The 6000-nt window shown below is 36.6% G+C and carries 4 protein-coding genes; 2 read left to right on the top strand and 2 right to left on the bottom strand.

What is annotated here, in order from left to right; genetic code table 11:
- Positions 1 to 377: 377 nt before the first annotated feature.
- Positions 378 to 2357: a putative porin gene (locus tag ACFSTE_RS09480; protein ID WP_378253283.1), complete on the bottom strand. Its 1980-nt coding sequence runs from the start codon at positions 2355 to 2357 to the stop codon at positions 378 to 380.
- Positions 2358 to 2484: 127 nt separating this feature from the next.
- Here ACFSTE_RS09480 and ACFSTE_RS09475 point away from each other — a divergent pair, with 127 nt between their 5' ends.
- Both ACFSTE_RS09475 and ACFSTE_RS09470 read left to right on the top strand, forming a co-directional pair.
- Positions 2485 to 3087, top strand: coding sequence for a ribonuclease HII (locus ACFSTE_RS09475; protein WP_176027326.1), 603 nt, complete (start codon positions 2485 to 2487; stop codon positions 3085 to 3087).
- Between the two features lie 59 nt (positions 3088 to 3146).
- Positions 3147 to 5621, top strand: a complete 2475-nt coding sequence (locus tag ACFSTE_RS09470; RefSeq protein WP_378253281.1) for a hypothetical protein — start codon at positions 3147 to 3149, stop codon at positions 5619 to 5621.
- A gap of 179 nt (positions 5622 to 5800) precedes the next feature.
- On the opposite strand, the gene ACFSTE_RS22830 is transcribed toward ACFSTE_RS09470, so the two are convergent.
- Positions 5801 to 5983 carry a DUF7220 family protein gene (locus ACFSTE_RS22830; protein WP_449224262.1) on the bottom strand — a complete coding sequence of 61 codons (183 nt, stop codon included), beginning with the start codon at positions 5981 to 5983 and terminating at the stop codon, positions 5801 to 5803.
- Positions 5984 to 6000: the final 17 nt, after the last annotated feature.

The following is a 6000-nucleotide window of genomic DNA, read 5'->3' as shown; positions in this document are numbered from 1 at the left end:
ATAAGCGGGTGCAAACATACAAACCTTTTTTGTTTCTGACAAAACTTTTTTTAAAGTTTTTTTACTTTTTTATAACAGTTTTTAAATCTTAAATAAACCATAGTTTACCTAACAAAAAACTTGCTATAATTACTCGATAACCTACAACTATTCTTACAAGAAAACATGTATTTTACCGAAACAAAAAAGTGTGCTTTTTAATGATTTTTAAAAGCAAGTATCTCTAAATACTTACTCCTTTAAAATCCCCGTTTTCAATGAACATCAGCCCCTCGGCTAAGCGGGTGCAAACATACAACCTTTTTCATATTCAGCAATACTTTTTTTGCGTTTTTTTTAAATTATTTAGCAATCTGCTATCAAACAAAAACTTAGCTTTACATAAAAAAGTTCCAGACTAAACCAAAGCGTAAAACAGCATCTCTGGTTGCATAACCCGGAGCTGAAAATTGCCGGTTCTGACTAAACGCTTCTCCAAAATTCTCTACTTTAAAAAAGATACGGGTTTGTTTGATTTTGGCATTAAAGAAAATATCAAACTGAGAGAACCCTCCTATTTCTTCTTCATTCTGGACATAGAACTCCGCCAACAAAGGGTCATATCCATCTGCACTGTATTTTGAAAAATACTTAAAAGTTACTCCTGTCTGGAAGAACAATGCCTTTTTGAACCACTTATCCTGAAAGTACAGGGTATTTCTCGTGGTAATTTCCGGCACATTATATATCTGATCTCCTCCATCTACTTTTTGATAAACAATTGTATTGTCTAATCCTAGTTTATGATAGTTGAAAGTATGCTTATACTTTAGCTTTAGTAAATTAATCGTTTCTGTCGCCTGCATCGGAGTTGTCAACTGTCCTGCTTCTTTCACAAAATACGCATACTTATCTATTGAAGTACGACTAGCCTGCAGGTCTCCCCAGGCATTCATCATCACATCAAGATATAGTTTTTTAGTATCTGTGTTTTCGAATGTATTTTCCCAATTGTACCCCACATAGTCACTCTGATATAGCAAAAAGTTATAATTGGGAGCAACACTCTGAATCGTTACTCCTCCTTTTAACCCTATTTTATTTTTTGTGGTATACCCCAGACTAAACCCTGCATAATTTCCCTCCTGATCTCCTGAAACAATATACTTGCCATACCCATCTATCAAAAAACCTCTGAAGGTATTTTTATAGGCTGCTCCGACAAAAGAAACATTTCCTTTTATCCTATTGGGGATACTGATGCTTTCTCCTGATTCATTTTGTTTCACCAACAGGGAATTGTAGCCATAGTTATAATCAGAATACCCTCCTATAATTTTTACCTTCCCCAAACACTTATGCTGATATTGCAGGTAAGCTTCATTGGTAAAATCCTCTAATGCTACTTTATCTGATTGCGATCCTGCCTTATAAGAAGCTCCAAAAAGAGCATTTGCTGCTGTTTGAACAAACGTATATTTTTTGTCGGTCATATTCATCATATGTCCTAAGAGCAAACGGGTATCTGTTACCGAATCTTTTTTATATATCAGCGCATAAGCATGGTCAAGATAGAATCGCTTTCCTAGCAATTCATTCTCTGCATCTCTAAAGTTTACTTCTACCGAACCTCTATCTGCGAATTTATCATCATCTCCTACATACTCTCCTGTTGCCAGGTATTGTTCTTTTCCTGCTTCTGACAATCCTCCATTCTCCTGATTCATTAAATCCTGAGCTACAAAGTGCGTCTTTACAGCATAGCGTTCATTCTTGGTATGATAACTGATCGCAGAGCGAAAATTCCCTGTACTGGTCAGGGCATGCTGAAATTTCCCCAGAGAACGCACCCCTTTATAAGCGATAGAAAGATTTAATCTGGGAGATGTATTTACGGTGATAAATGCATCCATTTGCTGTCCTTGCTCAAAGGTAGTTTTGAAATAAATCTCGGACAAAGGGGTCGCTACATTATAGTACTTAATATCCTCCACTTCCATAAAGTTAAAATGTCTGGCGCGAGCCCCAAAAAGAGGCAACAGGTGCTGTCTTTCTTCTACCTTGATCATACTATTATAAGATTGCCCTACATTGTGTATTGGCTGTAACCCAAAATCATCTCTCCTAAGATAATTAAAGTTATAATCTTTCTGAATAGTTAATGAGGTATCTACATAGGTAGTATCGTTATAAACATCAATTATTTTATACGCTGTAATCGGAGGTCTTTTCTTTCTTTTTTTTCGTTCATTCCTGGCTTCTTCAAAGGTTTTTCTCGTCTTCTTCTGTCCTTCTCTCTGAATCCCTATTTCATTTTCCTGTGCACTCGCAACACAAGCCATGATTACTACGATGATAAATAAGATGTTTTTCTTCATTGCTATATCGAACTGGAGGCAAAAATATACTTTTTTTACTGAAAGTAAATCACGATCCTTTTTTGTTTTTATCTGGTATTTTAAAAATTAGTTTTTTCCTAATCCATTCATGCTGTATCTTCGTATTATGCTCGAATTAAAATTACATTCCGATTTAATAGAATGCGGCACGGATGAAGCAGGGCGTGGTTGTCTTGCTGGTCCGGTTACTGCTGCTGCCATTATTCTTCCTGATAATTTTAGCAATGAAATACTCAATGATTCGAAACAGCTTACCGAATCCAAACGAAACTTGCTTCGTTCGCTATTAGAAGACTGTTCTTTGTCCTATAGTGTGACACATGTATTTATGGAAGAGATCGATCAGATCAATATTCTCAACGCTTCTATTGTAGCCATGCAACGTTCTATCGGAAAGCTCTCTCCTGTACCTGAACACATTGCTGTGGATGGAAATCGTTTTAAGCCTTACAACAATATTCCACATACCTGCGTTATAAAAGGGGACGGAAAATATCTAAACATTGCTGCGGCCTCCATTCTGGCCAAAACATATCGGGATGAATATATGAAAAAAATACACGAGGAATTTCCTATGTACAATTGGAAAAAAAACAAAGGATACCCTACAAAAGAACATCGTGAAGCCATCAGACAGTATGGAATCACCAAATATCACAGAAAAAGCTTCAGATTACTTCCTGAACAGCTCTCACTAGATTTCAATTAATTATCTTTGTCCTTAACATAATTCCTATTACCTTAATAAAGAAGCAAAGTTCATATCATATGAAGAAAATAGTTTTAGCTCTTTTTTACCTCCTTGTTTTATCCTGTAATGACGCACCTAAAAAAAGTAATACATTAATTGACTATGTTCCTTCGGACGCTCAGGTTATTTTTAAAATCAACGACTTAGAAAAAGCCAAAAGTCACCTCAGAGACAATGACTTTATAAAAAACAACGCTTCTTTACAGTTGTTTTCTTATTTCAATTCTTTACCTGTTATTGAAGGAAATAAGGAAAATAGTAATGGCCTTTTATGTTTTTCTCCTGTGGGTAAAAACGACTATGAATACACATTCATCTCTAAATACTCTCCGGGTCTCATCGCTACTGATTCTCTCCATGAGAAAACCATAGAGTCCATACAATACGCCGAGCAAACATTTCAAAAAATTACTTCTAACAAGGGCACTTTTTTTGCCACTAAACAGGATAGTATCCTCATCGCATCATCTTCTCAGATTCTCATCGAGAATGCCATCCGATTACAGGAGAAAAATAAAATGACCTCTTCTGATCTGACAAAGGCTTTTCAGGTTGCGAATGACAACACTCCGCTTTCTATACTGGTCAATGGTCATAAGTTAAAAAACATTCACGACTCCCTCCTTCCTGAAGCACAGGCTCCCTCTCTAGGGATTGCAAATTTCAGTGGGTGGATTTCTTTGGACACCACCATTGATCAACATGCTATCTATCTGGATGGAATTGCTATAGAAAAAGATTCTTTATCCAGTACGATTGGTATTTTTGACAATCTTGCCCCTCAGGAGAATCAGGTTGCCAAAATCACACCTATCACAGCTAAGGGATTTACCTCCTATACATATGATGATTTTTCTATACTCAAAAAAAACCTGGCACTGGCTCAGGACCGGGAATTAAGGGATATCCCTCTGGAACTGGATGAAATCTTGCAGGAAGTATCTGAGATCAGTATGATTCACTTAGAAAATGAAATGCTTCTTAGCCTGACTGCACATGATATCCAATTAGTCACAGAGCATATTGATGGCAGGGAGATCGATTCATATCGGAATGTCCCTATTTATAAAACAGAACGCCCGCTAAAGTTCAGCAATATTCTTGCGCCACTGATCCCTGATTTTTCAGGAGATCTATATCTTGTTCACGAAGAGTTTGTCATTTTTGCTACTTCTAAAAATGCGCTGCAAACCATCATTGCTAACATTATCAATAAAACAATCTTAGCACAACAAACGAACTATACAGCATCTATCGACAAGCTATCGAATGAATCTTCCATTTTACTGGTCAATACTGTAAAAAACATAAAAGAACGAATTGCGAATCATGCCGCTGCCCCTTATAAAAAGGAATGGAGTGATGTCAAATCTGAAGAGTACCAACATGCTGCCCTACAGGTGATCAAAGAGCATAATTTTGCTCATATTCACGGGGTTTTCAAAAAAAACCATGCCGATGACAACACCTCTCCGGTGGCTCAGATTGCTGCTACTTCTTTAGAAAACAAACTATTAAATGACCCCATTCTAGTTAAAAACCACAGAACCAAAGGAATGGATTATGCCGTACAGGATGTCACCAACATGCTCTATCTCATTTCTGAAAAGGGCGCTATTTTCTGGAAAAAACAAATCGACGGGGCTATTCTGGGTGACATTAAGCAAATAGATATTTATAAAAACGGTCGCTATCAATTATTATTCAACACTGCACGAAGTGTCTACCTTATTGACCGAGATGGAAATAGTGTAGCTCCCTACCCTAAACGTTTTAATAAAGAGCTCACGCTTCCGCTGTCGCTATTTGATTATGATAAGAACAAGCGCTATCGAATTATGATCACCCAAGGGAATGAAGTAAAAATGTTTGACGGAAAAGCTAAAATTGTTTCTGGATTTACGTTTAAAAATACAGAAACCAATATTGTATTGCCCCCTAAGCATTTCCGAATGAAAGGTAAGGATTATATCATCATCCCGGAGGAGAACGGAACCATGAATATTCTAAGCCGAGTGGGGAAAGCGAGAGTCAAGCCCAAAGGGTATATTAACTTCTCTGCGAATGAGTGGTATCAATATCAAGACAAGTTTACTTCGATAAACAAAGATGGTAAACTGGTACAAATAGACCCGCAGGGAAATGTATCTTATCCAGAGCAACAGCAATTCCACAAGATGGTTTCTACCAATAAAACCCTGGTTACTTTATCTGAAAACAAATTGACAATTAAGGGAAAAACCATTGAATTGGAACATGCTGTATATGCAACTCCTCACTTATTTTTTATCAATAATAAAATCTATGTAAGCATTACTGACATCCAGTCTAAAAAAGTATACCTCTACGACAGTAACGCTCAGCTACTTCCTAATTTCCCAGTGTATGGACAGTCGGCTATAAGTCTGGGGAATATTGATAAAGATCCGCATCTAGAGTTTGTTGTCAAAGGAGAGGAGGACAGTATTCTCTTATATAAAATCAAACAATAATGATTATCTGTAGTACGAAAGAAGCGCTTACAACTTCTTTCGTACTACCATATATACTATAATTACTTTAATTATATACAAGTTACTGCTTATTATCAATTCACCAACTGACACCTATATTAATGACAGCACAAAAGAGTCCTACAAGGTTTCACTGCTTATAAAAAACACCTTTCGTGTTACTCCCTTCTCTTCCTTATTCTGACAAAAAAACGTCTGATCACATAGTTCCTGATGATACTTAGTACGGTTAGATATCCTGTAATGATGCTATTTTTTCCTGAGTGATTTTCGATCCCTAACAAGGGGAATATCAAATGTAATGATATCATGGTTATACAAAAACCTATACTCACATTCATAAGACTCTCCTGTAAGG

Source organism: Aquimarina hainanensis (assembly GCF_042684685.1).
Taxonomy (GTDB): Bacteria; Bacteroidota; Bacteroidia; order Flavobacteriales; family Flavobacteriaceae; genus Aquimarina; species Aquimarina hainanensis.
This window is presented reverse-complemented; position numbering and strand designations above follow the sequence as displayed.